At 69.0% G+C, this 16,715-nt stretch carries 18 protein-coding genes; 4 read left to right on the top strand and 14 right to left on the bottom strand.

Annotated features, from left to right (window positions below; genetic code table 11):
* Window positions 1-29 precede the first annotated feature (29 nt).
* Window positions 30-1,199 (bottom strand): cytochrome c oxidase subunit II, encoded by a 1,170-nt coding sequence (gene coxB, locus BP68_RS12990; protein ID WP_496372391.1) that lies wholly within the window; start codon window positions 1,197-1,199, stop codon window positions 30-32.
* A gap of 497 nt (window positions 1,200-1,696) precedes the next feature.
* Window positions 1,697-2,605: a class I SAM-dependent methyltransferase gene (locus tag BP68_RS12985; RefSeq protein ID WP_496372389.1), complete on the bottom strand. Its 909-nt coding sequence runs from the start codon at window positions 2,603-2,605 to the stop codon at window positions 1,697-1,699.
* 35 nt (window positions 2,606-2,640) lie between these two features.
* Here BP68_RS12985 and BP68_RS12980 point away from each other — a divergent pair, with 35 nt between their 5' ends.
* The gene (locus BP68_RS12980) at window positions 2,641-3,378 is read left to right on the top strand and encodes a phosphoribosyltransferase family protein (protein ID WP_496372387.1); all 738 of its coding nucleotides are present in this window, start codon (window positions 2,641-2,643) and stop codon (window positions 3,376-3,378) included.
* 85 nt (window positions 3,379-3,463) lie between these two features.
* Window positions 3,464-3,946, top strand: a complete 483-nt coding sequence (locus BP68_RS12975; RefSeq protein WP_496372385.1) for a tRNA (cytidine(34)-2'-O)-methyltransferase — start codon at window positions 3,464-3,466, stop codon at window positions 3,944-3,946.
* Here the strand turns inward: BP68_RS12975 and BP68_RS12970 are convergent.
* Window positions 3,937-4,872: a LysR family transcriptional regulator gene (locus tag BP68_RS12970; protein ID WP_496372383.1), complete on the bottom strand. Its 936-nt coding sequence runs from the start codon at window positions 4,870-4,872 to the stop codon at window positions 3,937-3,939. The genes BP68_RS12975 and BP68_RS12970 overlap by 10 nt on opposite strands.
* Window positions 4,873-5,098: 226 nt before the next feature.
* Here BP68_RS12970 and BP68_RS12965 point away from each other — a divergent pair, with 226 nt between their 5' ends.
* Complete coding sequence (locus BP68_RS12965) at window positions 5,099-5,419, top strand: DUF4148 domain-containing protein (protein ID WP_496372381.1); 321 nt, start codon at window positions 5,099-5,101, stop codon at window positions 5,417-5,419.
* Window positions 5,420-5,480: 61 nt separating this feature from the next.
* Here the strand turns inward: BP68_RS12965 and BP68_RS12960 are convergent, their stop codons facing one another.
* The 3 genes from BP68_RS12960 to BP68_RS12950 form a co-directional block, all read right to left on the bottom strand.
* A complete protein-coding gene (locus BP68_RS12960) occupies window positions 5,481-5,945 on the bottom strand; it encodes a MaoC family dehydratase (protein ID WP_496372379.1) in 465 nt (154 codons plus the stop codon).
* A gap of 68 nt (window positions 5,946-6,013) precedes the next feature.
* Window positions 6,014-6,634, bottom strand: coding sequence for a nucleotide-binding protein (locus tag BP68_RS12955; RefSeq protein ID WP_496372377.1), 621 nt, complete (start codon window positions 6,632-6,634; stop codon window positions 6,014-6,016).
* 82 nt (window positions 6,635-6,716) lie between these two features.
* Window positions 6,717-7,355 carry a LysE family transporter gene (locus tag BP68_RS12950; protein WP_496372375.1) on the bottom strand — a complete coding sequence of 213 codons (639 nt, stop codon included), beginning with the start codon at window positions 7,353-7,355 and terminating at the stop codon, window positions 6,717-6,719.
* A 255-nt stretch (window positions 7,356-7,610) separates the two neighbouring features.
* Between BP68_RS12950 and kefC the strand changes: the two genes are divergently transcribed.
* Window positions 7,611-9,482: a glutathione-regulated potassium-efflux system protein KefC gene (gene kefC / locus BP68_RS12945; RefSeq protein ID WP_496372373.1), complete on the top strand. Its 1,872-nt coding sequence runs from the start codon at window positions 7,611-7,613 to the stop codon at window positions 9,480-9,482.
* A 90-nt stretch (window positions 9,483-9,572) separates the two neighbouring features.
* Here the strand turns inward: kefC and BP68_RS12940 are convergent, their stop codons facing one another.
* From BP68_RS12940 to BP68_RS12905, 8 genes are all read right to left on the bottom strand, one after another.
* The gene (locus tag BP68_RS12940) at window positions 9,573-10,565 is read right to left on the bottom strand and encodes a tripartite tricarboxylate transporter substrate binding protein (protein ID WP_496372371.1); all 993 of its coding nucleotides are present in this window, start codon (window positions 10,563-10,565) and stop codon (window positions 9,573-9,575) included.
* 77 nt (window positions 10,566-10,642) lie between these two features.
* On the bottom strand, window positions 10,643-10,927 hold the full coding sequence (gene catC / locus BP68_RS12935) for a muconolactone Delta-isomerase (protein WP_496372369.1): 285 nt from the start codon (window positions 10,925-10,927) through the stop codon (window positions 10,643-10,645).
* Window positions 10,928-10,970: 43 nt separating this feature from the next.
* Window positions 10,971-12,311, bottom strand: a complete 1,341-nt coding sequence (locus BP68_RS12930; protein WP_496372367.1) for a short-chain fatty acid transporter — start codon at window positions 12,309-12,311, stop codon at window positions 10,971-10,973.
* Window positions 12,312-12,366: 55 nt separating this feature from the next.
* Entirely contained in the window at window positions 12,367-13,095 is a 729-nt protein-coding gene (locus tag BP68_RS12925; protein ID WP_496372365.1) for an SDR family oxidoreductase, read from the bottom strand.
* Window positions 13,096-13,208: 113 nt separating this feature from the next.
* On the bottom strand, window positions 13,209-14,009 hold the full coding sequence (gene pcaD, locus BP68_RS12920) for a 3-oxoadipate enol-lactonase (protein ID WP_496372363.1): 801 nt from the start codon (window positions 14,007-14,009) through the stop codon (window positions 13,209-13,211).
* 29 nt (window positions 14,010-14,038) lie between these two features.
* Complete coding sequence (pcaF, locus tag BP68_RS12915; protein WP_496372361.1) at window positions 14,039-15,241, bottom strand: 3-oxoadipyl-CoA thiolase; 1,203 nt, start codon at window positions 15,239-15,241, stop codon at window positions 14,039-14,041.
* A gap of 75 nt (window positions 15,242-15,316) precedes the next feature.
* On the bottom strand, window positions 15,317-15,970 hold the full coding sequence (locus BP68_RS12910; protein ID WP_496372359.1) for a 3-oxoacid CoA-transferase subunit B: 654 nt from the start codon (window positions 15,968-15,970) through the stop codon (window positions 15,317-15,319).
* A gap of 26 nt (window positions 15,971-15,996) precedes the next feature.
* The gene (locus BP68_RS12905) at window positions 15,997-16,692 is read right to left on the bottom strand and encodes a 3-oxoacid CoA-transferase subunit A (RefSeq protein WP_496372357.1); all 696 of its coding nucleotides are present in this window, start codon (window positions 16,690-16,692) and stop codon (window positions 15,997-15,999) included.
* Between the last annotated feature and the right edge of the window lie 23 nt (window positions 16,693-16,715).

The following is a 16,715-nucleotide window of genomic DNA, read 5'->3' as shown; positions in this document are numbered from 1 at the left end:
CGATCCCTCAAAACGTTGGGCGTTGCGGTTTACTTGCCACGCTGGGCCACGATCTCTGCCGGCTGCACCAGTTGCCCGGTCTTGTTGGACCAGGCGTTCTTGGTGTAGGTCGTCACGGCCGCCAGATCGGTGTCGCTCAACTGCGCCCAGGCGGGCATGGCGCCGCCGGCCGCGCCCTTGAGCACGACCTGGATCTGCTTGGCATGGTCCGCATCGGTGACGATGGCCGAGCCGTCGAGCGGCTTGATCGGTCCCGCGCCCTTGCCGTTGGCCTGATGGCAGGCGGCGCAGTTGGCGGCATAGACCTTCTCGCCACGCGGCAGCAGCGCCTCCAGCGTCCAGACCTTGCTGGGATCGTCCAACTTGGCGGCCGCCTTCTTCTTTTCCTGCGCCACCCACTGCGTGTATTCCTGCGCCGAAACGACCTTCACGTGGATGGGCATGTAGGCGTGCTCCTTGCCGCACAGCTCGGCGCACTGGCCGTAGTAGTCGCCCACTTTCTCGGCGCGGAACCAAGTGTCGCGCACGAAACCGGGGATGGCGTCCTGCTTGATGCCGAAGGCCGGCACCATGAACGAGTGGATCACGTCATTGGCCGTGGTGATCACGCGCACCTTCTTGCCCACCGGCACCACCAGGGGCGCATCCACCTTCAGCAGGTAGTCCGCCGGCGCATTGGCCACGTTGCCGCTGTCGGACATCTGGCGGTGGCTGCTGTCCAGCGTGGAGATGTAGGCCAGGCCCTCGCCCTCGCCGGCGATGTAGTCGTAGCCCCACTTCCACTGGTAGCCTGTCACCTTCACGGTGAGATCGGCATTGGTCGTGTCCTTTTGCGCCACCAGCACCTTGGTGGCGGGCAGCGCCATGAGGATCACGATGACGAAGGGAATCACCGTCCACACCACTTCCACCGTGACAGATTCATGGAAGTTGGCGGCCTGCGCGCCGCGCGACTTGCGATGCTTCCAGATCGAATAGAACATCACCGCGAACACGCCGATGAAGATCACCGTGCAGATGATCAGCATCATCCAGTGCAGGTAATGCTGCTCCTCTGCGATCTTGGTCACTGGGGGGGCCAGGTTCAGCTGGTTCACCGCGGGGCCGCCGGGCAGGTCCTGCACCGCATGGGCCGCAGTGCCCATCCATGCTCCTGCGACCAGCAGCCAAGAAGCCGGCTTGTTGGAAATGCTCGTCATAGTTCTCACTTACTTCTAAGCTCCAATTGACCAATCCCTTGCCGCTCCTGCGTGGGGTCAGGCAGCGCGCAAAGCCATGCGAATCCATCCCGCCAGGCCGGCACGGGTGTGGCTGCGCCACGTTGTAGTCCGTGTTCGTCCCGAGCCGCATGAACCCGACTTCCCAATCAGTCCAGACCGCTTTCCTGGCAGCCTGTTGTCTCCGTGATCCGGTGCGAGGCTCATGGCCCGCGCGGACTCTCCCGATCGCGTTCAGCATGCCCAGCCCCGAACCGGGCTGCAATACGCATTAGTCCCGAGGAAAGACCGCCAAGAAATGACGCAGGCAGGAGGTCTGGCGGCGCGCCGGCGCCCTCAGAGCTCCAAAAGATGCGACCGACGAGTCCAGGCAGCGTGCCCGCCCCGCAGCGCCAAGAGAGTTCCGAATCCGCAATCGCAAATAATTGTAGCGCGCCTTGATTGAGGTCATTGAGGGCGCAAATAGCGCCACAGCGGGCTCAGCGCGCCTGTGTACGCCCCGCGTGCAGCATGGCGCGCATGTCCTGCAGCGACACCGCGCTGCTGCCCTCCACACGCACGCGCGGCGCGGGTTTGAAGGCGTGGCCGTAGACGATCTCGAAGGTCAGCGCCAGTTGGCCGCCATTGCGCGGATCGGCCAGACGCTCCGTCAGTGCCCGCTCCAGGCGCTCGCGCCAGTGGCGTCCACGCAACGCTGCAAAGCGCTGCGGATGGAGGTTGCGCCCCAACCCGCGCAACTCCTGCAGCAGGCGCTGCGCAGTGGCAAACGTGAGGGTGACGCGCTCCATGTCCATCACCGGCTCTGAAAAGCCGGCATGCACCAGCATGTCGCCCCAGTCGTGCATGTCGGTCATGGCATGGCCGGGCGCGGGCCAGCCCAGCTCGGCATACAGCGCGTGCAGTTCGCGCACCGTGTCGGGCCCCAGGCAGGAGAACATCAGGTAGCCGTCCACCGCCAGCGCGCGATGCCAGCGGGCGATCAGCGCCTGCGGGTCGGCGGCCATGTGCAGCGCCATGTTGGACCAGAGCATCTGCACGCCGCCGTCCTGCGGCAGGCCGAAGCGCGGCGCGGCCGCAGACCAGCGCGCCGGGCTCCACCAGGACTTGGCGAACCGCGCCCGTGCGGCCGCCTCGCCCGCGGGCGAAGAGGTCTCGGCAATCTGGCAGGCGGACTGCGGGAAGCGCTCGCTCACCAGCGCATGGCCCTGCACGCCGCCCCGCAGCGGGTCCCAGTCGCACCAGGCCTGGGGCGCCTTGACGATCCACTGCAGCCGGTCCTGCATGCGCTGCGCCACTTCCTCGTGGAGCCAGGGCGAGGCGTCGGGCACCATGCCATGCCAGCGTGCGGCGGCGACCGGGTCGATGGTGGGCGGAAGGTGTTCGGACATGGCGTGCCGCAAATGGCCGCGAGTATATTGACCGCATGCTTTTCACGCGCCCCGCAGGGACATCGCAACGCTGGCGCCAGGGCCTGCACGCCCTGGCGGGGCTGGCGGCCCGGCTGCCCAGCCAGTGCGCGGTGTGCCACGCCTGGCCCGCCAGGCGGGTGTGCGACGCCTGCCGCGCACAGTTTGCCCTGCCGCTCGCGCGCTGCGCCACCTGTGCGCGCAGCGTGCCGGTCGGCGTGGCGCACTGCGGAGACTGCCTGCGGCACCCGCCACCCCTGGACGCCTGCCTGGCAGCGGTGAGCTACGGCTTTCCCTGGGCCGGCGTGCTGGCGCAGTTCAAGTTCCAGGCCGATCCCGGCTGGGCCGGGGCGCTGGCGGGGCTCATGCGCCACACCCCGGGCGCGCACGAGTTGCTCGCGCAGGCCGACTGGGTGCTGCCCGTTCCCCTGTCGCCCGAACGCCTGCGCCAGCGCGGCTACAACCAGGCACTGCTGCTGGCACGCCGGCTGGGCAGCCCACGCGTGCATGCCCATTTGCTGCTGCGCACGCGCGACGCCGAGGCGCAAAGCCACCTCACGCGTGCCCAGCGCCTGCGCAACCTGCGCGGCGCCTTCATGCTGGAGCCGTTGCAGGCGGCCCAGGCAACGGGCCGGCGCGTGGTGCTGGTGGACGACGTGATGACCACCGGCGCCACGCTGCACGCGGCCGCGGCGCCGCTGCGCGAAGCGGGTGCGCTGCACATCGGGGCACTGGTGCTGGCCCGCACGCCATGAGCCGGAACACGCTCAAGATACGAACGATTACCAAGCACCGGACCGCAAAGCGGCTTGCGCCGCTTTGCGCGTTGACAATAGCGCCATGTTTCACATCGTCCTTGTCGAGCCCGAGATTCCGCCCAACACCGGCAATGTGATACGCCTTGCCGCCAACACCGGTTGCACGCTGCACCTGGTCGAACCACTGGGCTTTTCCATGGAGGACCGGCTCATGCGCCGCGCGGGCCTGGACTACCACGAGTACGCCGAAGTGCGCCGCCACGCCGGCTGGACGGCGCTGCTGCGCGACCTGCAGCCCGACCCCTCGCGCATGTTCGCGCTCACCACGCATGGCACGCAGTCGGTGCACGACACGGGCTTTCTGCCCGGCGACTGGATGGTGTTCGGCGCCGAGTCGCGCGGCCTGCCGGCCGAGCTGCGCGAGACCTTCCCGCCCGCGCAGCGCCTGCGCCTGCCGATGCTGCCGGGGCAGCGCAGCCTGAATCTCTCCAACGCCGTGGCCGTGACGGTCTACGAGGCCTGGCGGCAAAACAGCTTCCTGGCGCCTGCCATGGCTCAGCCCTGAGCCTGCGCTTCCCCGCTGTCGCCGTTCAGCGCCTCACGCAGGCGCAGGCGCGTGCGCTCGGTCAGGAAGTCCAGGAAGGCGCGGACACGCGCCGGCATGAACCTGCGGCTGGGCAGCGCGGCGTAGAGCGTGTAGCTGCCGCAGGTCCATGGCGCCAGCACGCGCACCAGGCGGCCGCTGCGCAGGTGCTCCGCGGCCAGGTCCACGGACAACAGGGCGATGCCCGCACCGCCCAGCGCGATCTCCATGAGCGTGTCCGCATGGTTCGCCACGCAGACCGGATGCACCTCCACTTCGGTCAGGCGCTCGCCCTGCTCCGGGTGGCTGAGCTGCAGCACGCGCCCCTGCATATCCGCGCTGCTCGACAGCAGGCAGTCGTGCTCCGAAAGCTCCTGCGGCATGCGCGGCGCGGGGCGGCGGCTCAGGTAGGCGGGTGACGCGCACAGCACCCCCACGGTGGTGGCGAAGGGCCGCGCGATCACGTTCGCGTCATAGCCGGAGGGCACGCCGAGCAGGGTGATGTCATGGTCGGCTATCGGCGGGTCGCTGCCCAGCCGCACATGGATGTCCACCAGCACGGCCGGATGCTGCGAGCGGAAGTCCGCCACCATCGGCGCAAGAAGATGCGCGGCCATCACCGGATTGGCGCACACCCGCAGCACCCCGCTCATCACCCCGGTGTATTCCTGGGCCATGGCGCGCGCCTCCTCGACCTCGGCCAGGATGGAGCGCACGCGGGCCAGATAGGCCGCGCCCGCCTCGGTCAGCGCGACCCGGCGCGTGGTGCGCTGCAGCAGGCGCGCGCCCACATCGCGCTCCAGGTCGGCGACGAAGCGCGTCACCGTGGCGGGCGACATGTCCAGCGCGCGCGCCGCGGCCGCAAAGCCGCCCTCGTCGGCCACGGCCTGGAAAACACGCATCGTCATCAGCCTGTCCATGCCCATCTCCTTTCCGCTTGAATGACAAGATTATTTCAATTTCATGAATGAATCATTGCAGGAACACGGCTTTTTCTCAGGGTTACCCCTGAATAAAGTTCACCCCATGGACGGCACTGCTGCTCTGGCAGCAATCCTCCTCAGCCCCGCAAGCGCAGGCAGGCAGCCGGCGCACCGGGAACAACGGTCACCCTGCAACGGAAGGAACAACATCATGAACAAGAGCACTCGCACCCTGATCGCCTCCGTGATGGCCCTGGGCGCCATCACCGCCGCACACGCCGACTCCCCCATCCAGTACGGCGAAGGCTACTACCCTGCCGACACGCTGCAGTCGCAGCCCAGCACGCTCACCCGCGAAGCGGTGATCGCCGACCTGGTGGCCGCGCGCGCCAACGGTACGCTGCCCTACTCCGGCGACGGCTACGACCTGGCCAAGCCGATGAACACCGAGAGCACGCTGACGCGCGCCGAGGTCCGTGCGCAGGCCATCGCCGCCGCCCGTGACGGCACCATCGTGTCCGGCGCCCTCTGAACGCCGCACGGCCGCCTGGCCTTCAACCGAGCCGCTCGCCCCCAGGGGCCGAGCGGCTTTTTCACGCTGGTGCGCCGTAGCTGCGCACCAGCGCCTCGGCCACGCACACGGGCTTGTCGCCGCCCTCGCGCTCCATGGTGACGGCCCAGGCCATCTGCAGGCCGTCGGGCGGCACGGGCTCGGCCGCGGCCAGCGCAAAGCGCGCGCGCAGGCGGCTGCCCACGGGCACGGGCGCGGGAAAGCGCACGCGGTTCAGGCCGTAGTTCACGCCCATGCGCGCGCCCTCGATGGCGAAGGCCGCCTCCATCATGCGCGGCATCAGCGACAGCGTCAGAAAGCCGTGCGCGATGGTGCCGCCAAAGGGCCCCTGCGCCGCGCGCTGCGGGTCCACGTGGATCCACTGGTGGTCGCCCGTGGCCTCGGCAAACAGGTTCACCTGCGCCTGGGTGACGGTCATCCAGTCGGTCACGGCCACCTCCTGCCCGACGCAGGCGGCCACCTCGGAGTAGCTGCGGAAGGTTCTCATGCGGCCACTGTAGCGGCCGCGCAAGGCGGTGCTTGTCGGGCGGGCGACAGCGCCGGCCGCGGCCCGTTTCAGTCGGCGTCCAGCCAGTCGCAGATGCCCTGCCACTGCGCCAGGTCGCGCTGTGCGCGCGCCGGGTTCAGGTCGAACAGGCTCAGGCCCTGCGCCGCCAGGTGGATGTAGTTCTGCGTGTCGCGCAGGCAGCCCAGCACCGGCAGGCCCAGGCCGTCCACGAAGCGGTGCAGATGGCCGGCCGCGATGGTGCGCGCGTCCACCCGCATGCCCACGATGCCGATCTGCACGCCGGCGCCGCGCCGGTGCGCCGCCAGGTCGTCGAGAAACTGGCGCGTGGCGAAGATGTCGAACACGCTGGGCTGCAGCGGCACGACGATCTTGTCGGCCAGCTTCAGCGTGTCCTTGAGGCGCCAGCCGTGCAGGCCCGCGGGGGTGTCGAGCACGGCGCGCGCGGCGTCCTTCGGCGGCTTGTCGATGCGGTCGGCATCCACCTCCCACAGGCCGATGGGCCGCGCCGCCGCCGGGCGCTGGCGCAGCCACAGCCGCGCGGACTGCTGGCGGTCCACGTCGCCCAGCACCACGGCATGGCCGCGGCGCGCGAAGTAGCCCGCGATGTGGGTGGCCAGCGTGGACTTGCCCACGCCCCCCTTGGGATTGGCGACTGCGACCACCGGCATGCGATCCCCTTCCACGGTTTCAACAAAAAAAACGGGGCCAGCGCCCACCCATCAAGCGCAAACAGCTATTATTTTAATAGCATTACCCCTGCTGCGTGCCGCGCTTGACGAAGAACAGACCCGCACCCACCAGCATCAGCAGGCCGCCGAACACGCGGTTTTGCGTGCGCATGGCCCGGCCGCTGCGCATGAGGGTGCGCAGCGCGCTGGCGCCGGCGGCATAGCCGTTCATGACGATCAGGTCCACCGTGATCAGCGTGACGGCCATGACCAGCAACTGGCTCCACAGCGGCCGCGCGTCGGTCATGAACTGGGGCAGCACGGCCACCATGAAGATGATGCCCTTGGGATTGGTAGCGTTGGTCAGCAGCCCGGCCAGCACGCGCCGGCGCCAGCTGGCGGGCGCGGCCTCCAGGTCGCCCTGCAGCGTGCCGGCGGCGCCCGCGCGCCATTGGCAAAAGCCCAGGTAGATCAGGTAGCAGGCGCCCAGCACCTTGACGATGCCGAAGGCCAGCTCCGAGGCGACCAGCAGCGAGCCCACGCCCGCGCCGGCCACGATGAGGATGAACAGCAGGCCCAGCTCCAGCCCGAGGATGGTCGCGCCGGCCTTGCGCACGCCATAGGACAGGCCGTGGCTCATGGACAGCACGGCGCCCGAGCCCGGCGAGATGGCGATCACCCACGACGCCGCAAAAAAAGCCATCCAGGTATGCCAGTCCATGTTGCGGTCCGCCGGGAAAAGTGGTGAAGAGGAAGCGCCGATTCTATCGACCACGCTCCGCGCCCGCAGGCGGGCGGCCCGGGAACGGTTTGAAGCAATTTCCGCCTTGAAGGCATGCGCAGCATGCGCAACAAGCTACATAATCCATAGCATACCTGTGCACCCCGCTCGCCTTCCCCCGCCCTGCACGCGCGCGCGGCGCGCGGGGTGCCAGAATTTCGACCTGCCTTCTTCCGCACCGCGCCGCGCACCACCATGGCCCAAGCCCCCGCCTGGCTCACCTACGGATTCACCTACCTGGCCGCGGCCGTGATCGCCGTCCCCATTGCCCGCGCGCTGGGCCTGGGCGCCATCATCGGCTACCTGGCCGCCGGCATCGCCATCGGCCCCTGGGGGCTGGCGCTGGTGAGCAATGTGCAGGACATCCTGCACTTCGCCGAATTCGGCGTGGTGCTGATGCTGTTCCTCGTGGGCCTGGAGCTGCAGCCCAGCCGCCTGTGGAGCATGCGCCGCCCCATCTTCGGCCTGGGCACGGCGCAGATGCTGGGCTGCGCCGCGCTGCTGTGGGCCGCGGCCTGGGCCGTCGGCCTGCCCTGGCGCGTGGCCCTGGTAGGGGCGCTGGGGCTGGCGCTGTCGTCCACCGCGATCGCGCTGCAGGTCCTCAACGAGCGCAACCTGATGCGCACCGACAGCGGGCAGAAGGCGTTTTCCATCCTGCTGTTCCAGGACGTGGCGGCCATCCCCATCCTGGCGCTGCTGCCGCTGCTGGGCGTGGCGGCCCGGGCCGCCGACGCCGCCCACCCGCATGGTGCGCAGGACCTGCTGCTGGAGGCGCTGAAGATCATCGGCGTGGTGGGCGCCATCGTGCTGGGCGGGCGCCTGGCCCTGCGGCCGCTGCTGCGCTGGATCGCCCAAAGCAAGACGCCCGAGATCTTCACCGCCGCCTCGCTGTTCCTGGTGGTGGGCATCGCCATGCTGATGCTGTCGGTGGGGCTGTCGATGGCGCTGGGCGCCTTCCTGGCCGGCGTGCTGCTGGCCGACAGCGAGTACCGGCGCGAGCTGGAGACCGACATCGAGCCCTTCAAGGGCCTGCTGCTGGGCCTGTTCTTCATCGCCGTGGGCATGAGCATCGACTTCGGCGTGATCCTGCGCGCGCCCTGGACCATGCTGGGCCTGCTGCTGGGCTTTCTGGCCGTCAAGGCCGTGGTGATCTGGCTGCTGGCGCGCGTGACCGCCATGCCCTACCAGGAGAGGCCGGTGTTCACGCTGCTGCTGGCCCAGGGCGGCGAGTTCGCCTTCGTGGTGTTCCAGGCCGGCGCCAACTTCCGCGCCATTCCCGGCGAGATGGCGTCGCTGCTGATCGGCGCGGTGGCGCTGTCCATGCTGATGAGCCCGCTGCTGCTGGTGCTGCTGGACCGGGTGCTGCTCAAGCGCTTTGCCACGCTCAAGAGCGCGCCGCAGGCGCAGGAGATCTCCGAGCCGCAGTCCGCGCCCGTGATCATCGCGGGCTTCGGCCGCTACGGGCAGATCGTGGCGCGCATGATGCTGGCCCAGGGCGTGCCCGCCACGGTGCTGGACCACAGCGTGGAGATGCTGGAGGTGGCCCACACCTTCGGCTACCGCGTGTTCTACGGCGACGCCACGCGCGTGAACCTGCTGCGCATCGCCGGCGCACAGGAGGCGCGCGTGCTGGTGGTGGCGGTGGACGCGCCCGAGCAGTCGCTCAAGATCGTGCAGCTGGCGAAGAAGCATTTCCCCCACCTGGAGATCGTGGCCCGCGCGCGCGACCTGACGCACTGGTACGCCCTGCGCGACCTGGGCGTGACGCATGTGGAGCGCGAACTGTTCGAGTCCAGCCTGCGCACCGCGCGCACGGTGCTGGAGCTGTCGGGCCTGACGCCGCGCGAGGCCGAGGCCCTGTCCGCGCGCTTTCGCGTCCATAACGTGGCGCTGGCCGACCGCATGTACGAGCACCACAACGACCGCGAGGCCATGATCGCCCTGGCCAAGCAGGGCCGCGCCCAGCTGGTGGAGCAGATGGCCAAGGAGCGCCAGGAAAGGCTGGCCGACGCCGAGGCCGGCTGCGGCCTGCCGCCGGATGCGCCCCATCCGCCCCGGGTTCCATAACAAAATAGCCTGCAGCGCCCATCTACAAAGCGCTACAAGCTATCAATTACATAGCAACCTCCGCCATCACCGGGAGGATGCGCCGGTGCTTCAGTTGGCCGTGGCGCCGGACTCCTTCACCACCCTGCCCCACTTGGCACTCTCGGCCTGGATGAAGGCGGCGAACTGCTCGGGCGTCTCGCTGATGGTCTCGCCGCCCTGCTCCTTGATCTTGGCCACCACCTCGGGCTGCTTCAGCACCTTGGCCAGGGCCGCGTTCAGCCGCTCCAGCACGGGCTTGGGCGTGCCGGCCACGGCGAACATGCCGAACCAGGACGTGGCCTCGTAGCCGGGCACGCCGGCCTCGGCGATGGTCGGCACGTCGGGCAGCTCGGGCGAGCGCCTGGCCGTGGTCACCGCGATCGGGCGCAGCTTGCCGGCGCGCACATGCTGGATGGCCGAGGGCATGTTGTCGAACATGATGGCGATCTGGTTGCCCAGCAGGTCGGTCACGGCCGGGGCGCTGCCCTTGTAGGGCACATGCACCATGTCCACCTTGGCCATGCTCTTGAACAGCTCGCCCGACAGGTGGATGGAGCTGCCGCTGCCCGAGGAGCCGAAGTTCACCGCGCCCGGATGGGCCTTGGCGTAGTCGATCAGCTCCTTGACGGTCTTGAACGGCTGCTGCGGGTGGGCCACCAGCAGGTTGGGCACGTTGGCCACGCGCGTGAGCGGCGCGAAGTCCTTCACCGGGTCGAAGGGCATCTTCTTGTAGAGCGCGGCGTTGATGGCATGCGTGCCCACCGTGCCCATGAACAGGGTGTAGCCGTCGGCCGGCGCCTTGGCAGCCAGCGCGCCGCCGATGTTGCCGCCCGCGCCCGCGCGGTTGTCGATCACCACGGACTGGCCCAGCTCCGCCGACAGCGCCTGGCCCACGATGCGCGCCAGGATGTCGGTGGTGCCGCCGGCCGAGAACGGCACGACGATGGTCACGGGCTTGGTGGGGTAGTTCTGCGCGCCGGCGGCCAGGGGCAGCGCACCGGCGGCCGCCACGGCCAGGCCGGCCAGCAGCGTGCGGCGTGCGATAGGGAAAGTGCGGGTCATCTTGTTTCCTCTGTCTCTTGGGATGGTTGTTGTTGTGCCCCGGGGCGGCGCGCCTACGGGGGCGCCGCCCTGGCAGGTCACTCCTGGACGATGGCCGACGGGTGGTTGGCCAGCGGCTTCACCGTGATCTGCATGTAGGGGAACAGCGGCAGGCCGCTGAGCAGCTGGTGCAGCTCGTCATTGCTGGCCACGTCGAAGATGCTGACGTTGGCGTACTCGCCCACCACGCGCCACAGGTGGCGCCACTTGCCTTCGCGCTGCAGCTGCTGCGCGTAGTCCTTTTCCTTGCGCTTGATCTCGGCCGCCACGGCGGGGTCCAGCGTATGGGGGATGTTGACGATCATTTCAACCATGTACAGCATGGGCGTTCACTCCTTGAGGAAAGAAAAAAAGGGAGGGGGGGGATTACAAGAGCGGCCAGACGATCATGGTCACCGCGTAGATGGCGCCCACCAGCAGCATGGACACCACCGTGTAGCCCATGATGTCCTTGAGCTTGAGCTTGGACAGCGCCAGCGCGGGCAGGATCCAGAACGGCTGCACCAGGTCGTTCCAGCCGTTGCCCAGCATCACCGACATGGCCGTCTGCGCCTGCGATGCGCCCAGGGTGGTGGCCGCGTCGATCATGAAGGGGCCCTGCAGCACCCAGTGGCCGCCGCCCGACGGGGCGAAGAAGTTGATCACGAAGGAGCTGATCAGCCCCCACAGCGGCAGCGTGTCCGCGCTGGAGACGCTGACGAAGATATGGGCGATGGACTCCACCAGGCCCGAGCCGTGCATGATGGCCATGATGCCGGCGTAGAACGGGAACTGCAGCACGATGCCGCCGATGGTCTTCACGCCCTCGTTGACCTTCTCCACATAGTTCATCGGGGTGCCCAGCAGCAGCACGCCCAGGAACAGGATGAAGAAGTTGATCATGTTCAGGTCGAGGTTGCCGCCCTTCACGAAATGCATGGCGACGTAGGCCATGCCGCACAGGCCGATCAGCAGGCTGAGCAGGCGGCTGTTGTTCAGCCGGTAGGCCAGCGTCTTGTCGTCGCCCAGCAGGCCCTGCGCGTCGGCGGCGGGCCTGGATTCGTTGGCGACGGTGGCCGGGTCCAGCTCCACCACGGTCTCGCCCCGCTTGGGGTGCATGGCGGCGTTGAGCAGCGGCAGGGCGATGAGCACCGCCAGGCTGGTCAGCAAGATGGGCGCGGAGAAGATGGTTTCCGACAGCGGGATCAGGCCCATCGTGCTCTCGAAGGAATGGCCCTTGGTCGAGATGAGCACGGGAATCGTGGCCGAGAAGCCCAGGCTGTACATGGTGAAGCCGGTGTAGGCCGACGCGATGATCAGCGGGTAGTGCACGCCCTTCACCTTGAGCGCGAGCTTGCGCGCCATGATGCCGCCGATCACCAGCCCGAAGCCCCAGTTCAGGTAGCTGCCCACGCAGCCCACCACCGTGGCCACGATGATGGCCTGGCGCGGCGTGTGCACACGCGCGGCGATGCGGTTGAGGAAGCGGTCCACGATGGGCGCGGCCGCCAGCACGTAGCCCATGACCAGAATCACCGCCATCTGCGTGGTGAAGGCCAGCAGGCTCCAAAAGCCCTTGCCCCAGTCCTGCACCACGGCGTCGATCGGGCGGCTCTCCACACCAAAGGCCAGGGCCATGGTGAGCAGCGTGAGCATGATGGCGAAGACGAACGGGTCGGGCAGGTAGCGCCGCATCAGTTCGGTGAAGAAAGCGGTGATCTTGGTCATCGAAAAAACTAGTTGTTGTAGGTCAGGGAAACAGAAAAAAAGAAAACCGGGCCGCTCAGACGCCCGCCACGCCCACGGTCATGCCGCCGCAGACGTACAGCACCTGGCCGGTGACGAAGCCACTGCGCGCGTCGAGCAGGTAGGACACGGCGTGCGCCACGTCCTCGGGCGTGCCCACGCGCTTGACGGGCACCGCCTCGACGATGGCCTGGGTGCGCGGCGCGCCGGGCGGGTTTGCGCGGTCGAACAGTTCGGTGCGGATGGGGCCCGGGCCGATGGCGTTGGCCGTGATGCCGTGGCGCCCCAGCTCCAGCGCCCATACGCGCGTCATGCCGATCAGGCCGGCCTTGGTGGCCGAATAGGCCGTGCGCAGCTCCTTGCCCAGCGCGGCGCGCGAGGACATGTTCACGATGCGCCCGAAGCCCGCCGCCTGCATGCCCGGCAGCAGCGCCTGCATGCACTGCAGCGCGCAGCGCAGGTTCAGCGCCACGGCCAGGTCGAACTGCTCCAGCGTTTGCTGGCCCGCCTCGGCCGGCACCACCACGCCCACGTTGTTCACCAGGCGCGTGATGGGGCCGCCCTGCAGCGCCTGCGCCAGCGCGCGCGCCGTCTCGGCGGGGTTGGACAGGTCGGCCTGGATGCCGCCGGGCACATGCGCCACCGCGCGGTCGATGACCACGGGCTCGTAGCCGTCGGCGCGGCAGCGTTCGGCCGTGGCCGCGCCGATGCCGGCGCCGCCGCCGGTGATGAGCACGCGCTCGCGGGAAGGGGATGCCATCGTCATATTCACTCCAAGGCCATGCGTTGCGGCCGTGCACACCGGCGGCGCGCAGGCCGCTGGACCGGTGCGCGCGGCACGGAAATCAAAAAAGGGGGACCGGCGCTGCCGGGGCGGCGTCAGCCGTGCAGAAACCGCTCCAGGGCCGTGTCGAAGGCCGCGGGCGCTTCCAGGTTGGACAGGTGCGAGGCCGGCACCTCGGCCAGCCGCGCGCCGGGGATGGCGGCCTGCATGAAGCGGCCGTCTTCCACGGTGGTCACGGGGTCGGCGCTGCCGGCCACGATCAGCGTGGGCACGGCGATGCGCCCGATGTCGGCGCGCAGGTCGGCCTGGGCCAGCGCCTCGCAGCAGGCGGCATAGCCCTCGGGCGGCGTGGCGGCAATCCAGCCCTGCGCACGCTGCACCACATCCGGCTGGGCGGCGCAGAACGCCTCGGTGAACCAGCGGCCGGGCGACGACGCGGCCAGCTCGGCCATGGCGGCCTGGCCCTTGTCGCGTACCAGCGCGGCGCGCTGGTGCCAGCCGTCGGCCGTGCCGATCTTGGCGGCGCTGTTGCACACGGCTACGCTCAGCAGGCGCTGCGGCGCATGCACGCCCAGCCACAGGCCGGTGAAGCCGCCCATGGAGATGCCGCAGAAATGCGCGCGCTCGATGTGCAGTGCGTCCAGCAGGGCCAGCACGTCGCCGCCCAGCCGATCGAAGCCGTAGGGGCCCGGCGTGACGGCGCTGCCGCCGTGGCCGCGCGTGTCGTAGCGCACCACGCGGAAGTCGCGCGCAAAGCGCTCGGCCTGCGCGTCCCACATCTCCAGCGTGGTGCCCAGCGAGTTGGAAAACACCAGGGCCGGCGCGTCCGCCCGGCCTTGCACGCACACGCGCAGGCGCCCGCCCGCCGTGTCCACCCATTGCTCTTGCTTGCTCACATTCACTCCTTGGTTGGTGTCCACGCCGCTCACACGCGCTCCAGCACCACGGCAATGCCCTGGCCCACGCCGATGCACATGGTGCACAGCGCGTAGCGCCCGCCCAGCTGGTGCAGCTGGTTCACGGCGGTGGTGGCCAGTCGCGCGCCCGATGCGCCCAGCGGGTGGCCCAGGGCGATGGCGCCGCCCCACTGGTTCACGCGCGGGTCGTCATCCTGCAGGCCCAGGTCGCGCAGCACGGCCAGGCCCTGGGCGGCAAAGGCTTCGTTGAGTTCGATCACGTCCATGTCGGCCAGCGTCAGGCCGGTCTGGGCCAGCACCTTGCGCACGGCGGGCGCCGGGCCGAAGCCCATGATGCGCGGCGCCACGCCGGCCGTGGCCATGCCGACCACGCGGGCGCGGGGCACCAGGTGGTATTGCTGGGCGGCCTCTGCGTTGGCCAGCAGCAGCGCGCAGGCGCCGTCGTTCACGCCGCTGGCGTTGCCGGCCGTCACGGTGCCGCCCTCGCGCACCACGCCCTTGAGCCTGGCCAGCGCCTCCAGCGTGGTGGCACGCGGGTGCTCGTCCTGGCTGACGACGACGGGGTCGCCCTTCTTCTGGGCGATGGACACCGGCACGATCTCGCGCGCCAGGTGGCCGGCGGCGATGGCGGCGGCGGCCTTTTGCTGGCTGGCCAGGGCCATGCGGTCCTGGGCCTCGCGCTCTACATGGAAGTCGTCGGCCACGTTCTCGGCCGTCTCGGGCATGGAGTCCACGCCGTACTGCTGCTTCATCAATTTGTTGACGAAGCGCCAGCCGATGGTGGTGTCGTAGACGGCGTTGGCGCGGCTGAAGGCGCTCTCGGCCTTGGGCATGACGAAGGGCGCGCGGCTCATGCTCTCCACGCCGCCGGCGATCATCAGGCGAGCCTCGCCCGACTTGATGGCGCGCGCGGCGCTGCCCACGGCATCCAGGCCCGAGCCGCACAGGCGGTTGATGGTGGCGCCGGGCACCTCCAGCGGCAGGCCCGCCAGCAGGGCCGACATGCGGGCCACGTTGCGGTTGTCCTCGCCGGCCTGGTTGGCGCAGCCGTACAGCACGTCGGTCACGGCGGCCCAGTCCACGCCGGGGTTGCGCTCCATCAGCGCCTTGATGGGCAGGGCGCCCAGGTCGTCGGCGCGCACGCTGGACAGCGCTCCGCCGTAGCGGCCGAAGGGGGTGCGGATGGCGTCGCAGATAAAGGCTTGGGTCATGGTGTCTCCCGAAGGAATTTCAAAAAAGTGAGCTGTCAGCGCTTATCCATCAAGCGCTGGAGCCTGTTTTGATGCTTATTGCTGTGCGGGCTGGATCGGCAGGCCGACGATGCTCTCCAGCTCGGCGTGCGTGAGGCCGGGCACGGTGTCGATCAGGCGCAGGCCCTGGGGCGTGCATTCCAGCGTGCACAGTTCGGTGTAGATGCGCTTCACGCAGGCCAGGCCGGTGAGCGGGTAGGTGCAGTCCTGGACCACCTTGCATTCCCCGGTCTTGGTCAGCAAATCCATCATCACCCAGGTGGACTTGGCGCCTACGGCCAAGTCCATGGCGCCGCCCACGGCCGGAATGGCGCCGGGCTCGCCCGTGCTCCAGTTGGCCAGGTCGCCCGTGGCCGACACCTGGAAGGCGCCCAGCACGCAGATGTCCAGGTGGCCGCCGCGCATCATGGCGAAGCTGTCGGCATGGTGGAAGTAGCAGCCGCCCGGCAGCAGGGTGACGGGCTGCTTGCCGGCGTTAGTCAGGTCGTAGTCCTCCAGCCCTTCGGCCGGCGCGGGGCCCATGCCCAGGATGCCGTTCTCGGAATGCAGCACCACCTCGCGGCCGGCGGGGATGTGGTTGGCCACCTTGGTGGGCATGCCGATGCCCAGGTTCACATAGGCGCCGTCGAAAATGTCCTGGGCCACGCGGGCGGCCAGCTCATCTTTGCTTCGTTTTTGATAGCTACTCACGCTGTCTCTCCTTGGCTGAACGGGCTTTATTTCTTGAATCCACCGGCCTGGGTGGCCACGCGTGGCACCTTCACGACCTGGCTGACGTAGATGCCGGGGGTGACGACGGCCTCGGGGTCCAGCTCGCCCAGCTCCACCAGGTCGTGCACCGTGGCAATGGTGAACTTGGCCGCCATGGCGCAGACCGGGCCGAAGTTGCGCGCCGACATGCGGTAGGTCAGGTTGCCCCAGCGGTCGCCGCGCTCAGCCTTGACCAGCGCCACGTCGCCGTGGATGGGGTACTCCAGCACGTAGTGGCGGCCGTTGATCTCGCGGGTCTCCTTGCCCTCGGCCAGCTGCGTGCCGTAGGCCGTGGGGCAGAAGAAGGCGCCAACGCCGGCGCCGGCGGCGCGCATGCGCTCGGCCAGGTTGCCCTGGGGCACCAGTTCCAGCTCGATCTTGCCGGCGCGGTACAGGTCGTCGAACACCCAGCTGTCCACCTGGCGCGGGAAGCTGCAGATGATCTTGCGCACCTGGCCGCTCTTGAGCAGCGCCGCCAGCCCGGTGTCACCATTGCCGGCGTTGTTGTTGACCACGGTGAGGTCGCGCGCGCCATGGGCGATCAGGCCGTCGATCAGCTCCACGGGGTTGCCGGAGGTGCCGAAGCCGCCGATGAGCACGGTGGCGCCGTCCTGCACGCCCGACAGCGCCTGGGCGACTGAATCCGCAATCTTGTTGATCATGTCTTGCTGTGAAGTGAGGAAAA

Source organism: Diaphorobacter oryzae DSM 22780, from assembly GCF_059568935.1.
This window is presented reverse-complemented; position numbering and strand designations above follow the sequence as displayed.

What these genes read in the sequence shown, in the direction of transcription:
- coxB (WP_496372391.1), bottom strand. Translation starts at nt 1,199, where the DNA reads ATGACGAGCATTTCCAACAAGCCGGCTTCTTGGCTGCTGGTCGCAGGA.
- BP68_RS12985 (WP_496372389.1), bottom strand. Translation starts at nt 2,605, where the DNA reads ATGTCCGAACACCTTCCGCCCACCATCGACCCGGTCGCCGCCGCACGC.
- BP68_RS12980 (WP_496372387.1), top strand. Translation starts at nt 2,641, where the DNA reads ATGCTTTTCACGCGCCCCGCAGGGACATCGCAACGCTGGCGCCAGGGC.
- BP68_RS12975 (WP_496372385.1), top strand. Translation starts at nt 3,464, where the DNA reads ATGTTTCACATCGTCCTTGTCGAGCCCGAGATTCCGCCCAACACCGGC.
- BP68_RS12970 (WP_496372383.1), bottom strand. Translation starts at nt 4,872, where the DNA reads ATGACGATGCGTGTTTTCCAGGCCGTGGCCGACGAGGGCGGCTTTGCG.
- BP68_RS12965 (WP_496372381.1), top strand. Translation starts at nt 5,099, where the DNA reads ATGAACAAGAGCACTCGCACCCTGATCGCCTCCGTGATGGCCCTGGGC.
- BP68_RS12960 (WP_496372379.1), bottom strand. Translation starts at nt 5,945, where the DNA reads ATGAGAACCTTCCGCAGCTACTCCGAGGTGGCCGCCTGCGTCGGGCAG.
- BP68_RS12955 (WP_496372377.1), bottom strand. Translation starts at nt 6,634, where the DNA reads ATGCCGGTGGTCGCAGTCGCCAATCCCAAGGGGGGCGTGGGCAAGTCC.
- BP68_RS12950 (WP_496372375.1), bottom strand. Translation starts at nt 7,355, where the DNA reads ATGGACTGGCATACCTGGATGGCTTTTTTTGCGGCGTCGTGGGTGATC.
- kefC (WP_496372373.1), top strand. Translation starts at nt 7,611, where the DNA reads ATGGCCCAAGCCCCCGCCTGGCTCACCTACGGATTCACCTACCTGGCC.
- BP68_RS12940 (WP_496372371.1), bottom strand. Translation starts at nt 10,565, where the DNA reads ATGACCCGCACTTTCCCTATCGCACGCCGCACGCTGCTGGCCGGCCTG.
- catC (WP_496372369.1), bottom strand. Translation starts at nt 10,927, where the DNA reads ATGCTGTACATGGTTGAAATGATCGTCAACATCCCCCATACGCTGGAC.
- BP68_RS12930 (WP_496372367.1), bottom strand. Translation starts at nt 12,311, where the DNA reads ATGACCAAGATCACCGCTTTCTTCACCGAACTGATGCGGCGCTACCTG.
- BP68_RS12925 (WP_496372365.1), bottom strand. Translation starts at nt 13,095, where the DNA reads ATGACGATGGCATCCCCTTCCCGCGAGCGCGTGCTCATCACCGGCGGC.
- pcaF (WP_496372361.1), bottom strand. Translation starts at nt 15,241, where the DNA reads ATGACCCAAGCCTTTATCTGCGACGCCATCCGCACCCCCTTCGGCCGC.
- BP68_RS12905 (WP_496372357.1), bottom strand. Translation starts at nt 16,692, where the DNA reads ATGATCAACAAGATTGCGGATTCAGTCGCCCAGGCGCTGTCGGGCGTG.